This is a genomic window from Atopobacter sp. AH10 (assembly GCF_003664595.1).
GTDB lineage: Bacteria > Bacillota > Bacilli > Lactobacillales > Aerococcaceae > Atopobacter.
Genome location: NZ_QXPZ01000013.1, coordinates 1 through 1,666 on the forward strand (window position 1 = coordinate 1; position 1,666 = coordinate 1,666).

The following is a 1,666-nucleotide window of genomic DNA, read 5'->3' on the forward strand; positions in this document are numbered from 1 at the left end:
AAGGAGATTTGGTCTTAAAGGCTTCACCTAGGACCATTCGCTCTTTAGTGGCTGAATTAAGAGAAGAGGTCAAACAGGAGACAGTCGTCTACTTGCCTTTAGATCATCCAACAGGCGAGGCTCAGATTGACTTTGGTGAACTTTCCTTTTATGAAAAAGGGGTTTTATATCAAGGTTACTTGTTTGCGATGACCTTCCCCTATTCCGACGCGAAATTCGTTCAAATCTTCAAAGGTCAAAACTTCCAATGCTTAGCTCAAGCGATGAATGATATCTTCTTTTTCATTGGTCGTTCACCCCGAGTTATCTGGCTTGATAATATGTCGACAGCTGTGAAGAAGATACTTGCTGATGGAGAAAGAGAAGTAACAGATAACTTTAGACGCCTTCAATGTCACTTTTCTTTTGAATCTAATTTTTGTAATCCAGCGGCTGGTTATGAAAAAGGGTCTGTAGAAAATTATGTGGGAACGGCTCGGAGGAATTACTTTGTACCGATTCCTCATTTTGATGATATTGAAATATACAATCAGGAGCTTTTGACACGGTGTTATCAGGACCTGAATCGTCAACATTATAAAAAGAAAGTGTCTGTCTATCAGTTGTTTCAAGAAGATTTAGAGGCCATGGCGAGCTTGCCATCTTCACCTTTTGAAGCAGTCAACTATCAATTAGCTCGTACCAACCGACAAGGCATGGTAACTTATCACACCAACGCCTATTCAACCGCAAGCCATCTTGTAAGTAAAGAGGTGGTGCTTAAGATTGGGGCTCATACAGTTGAAATATTAACGAACCAAGCCAAATCCATTATCAAGCATCCTCGCTTATATGGTCATAAGCAAGAATCTATGATTTGGGGACCTTATCTCTCAGCCCTTTCAAAAAAGCCTAAGGCGCTTAAATATACGAACTTCTTTACAGGGTTGCCTAGTCACTTACAAACATACTTTGAAAAGAGTGACTTGTCAGCGACAAAACGAGTCTTACAAGAAGTTGTCAAGCAGGTAGAGACGTACGATTATGAACGTGTAATCGGTAGTTTAGATCAAGCAGTTGCCCGATATGGTGATGATACGGACGATGTGATCAGCGCTTTCCACTTCCATTTACACCCACCTTTGGATATGGGGACGGTCAAAAATCCAGTGCCACATGAATTGAAAAAGATCCCTGAATACGCTTTTAATCTTGATGTCTACCAATCACTCTTGGAGGCCAGTTATGAGTAAAGAAATCATCTTAGACTTATGTCGACAATTACGTTTAGGCAGCTCCATTGCCGAATATTATCAAGAGATTGAAGCATCAAGTCATGAAGAATTTCTGATTAAAATTCTTACTGAAGCGCTAGCTAGACGGAAAATCGAAATTAGTAAACGCTATATCCGTCAAGCTGGCTTTGAAATCCTCAAAGGTTTAGACAGTTTTGACTACTCAAATATTGTTCTACCTAGTCAATTAACACCGGCACTACTCGAAACCTGTGAATTTGTCGATAAGAAACAAAATCTTATTCTTTATGGACAGCCCGGGACGGGAAAAACGCATTTAGCGACCGCTTTAGGAGTCCAAACCTGTCTGAATAGCCAACCTGTTCTTTATTACAAAACCAGTAAGTTAGTCAACCATCTCGTTGAGTTAAAGAAAATGGGAAAAGAAGACC

General features: G+C 40.2%; 2 protein-coding genes. Both read left to right on the forward strand.

The window, feature by feature from the left end; genetic code table 11:
• Positions 1 to 1,232, forward strand: a 1,232-nt coding sequence (gene istA, locus D3H64_RS03065) for an IS21 family transposase (RefSeq protein WP_121564692.1), incomplete at its 5' end; no start/stop codon positions are given.
• Positions 1,225 to 1,666, forward strand: a 442-nt coding sequence (locus D3H64_RS03070) for an ATP-binding protein (RefSeq protein ID WP_121564694.1), incomplete at its 3' end; no start/stop codon positions are given. The genes istA and D3H64_RS03070, both read left to right, overlap by 8 nt.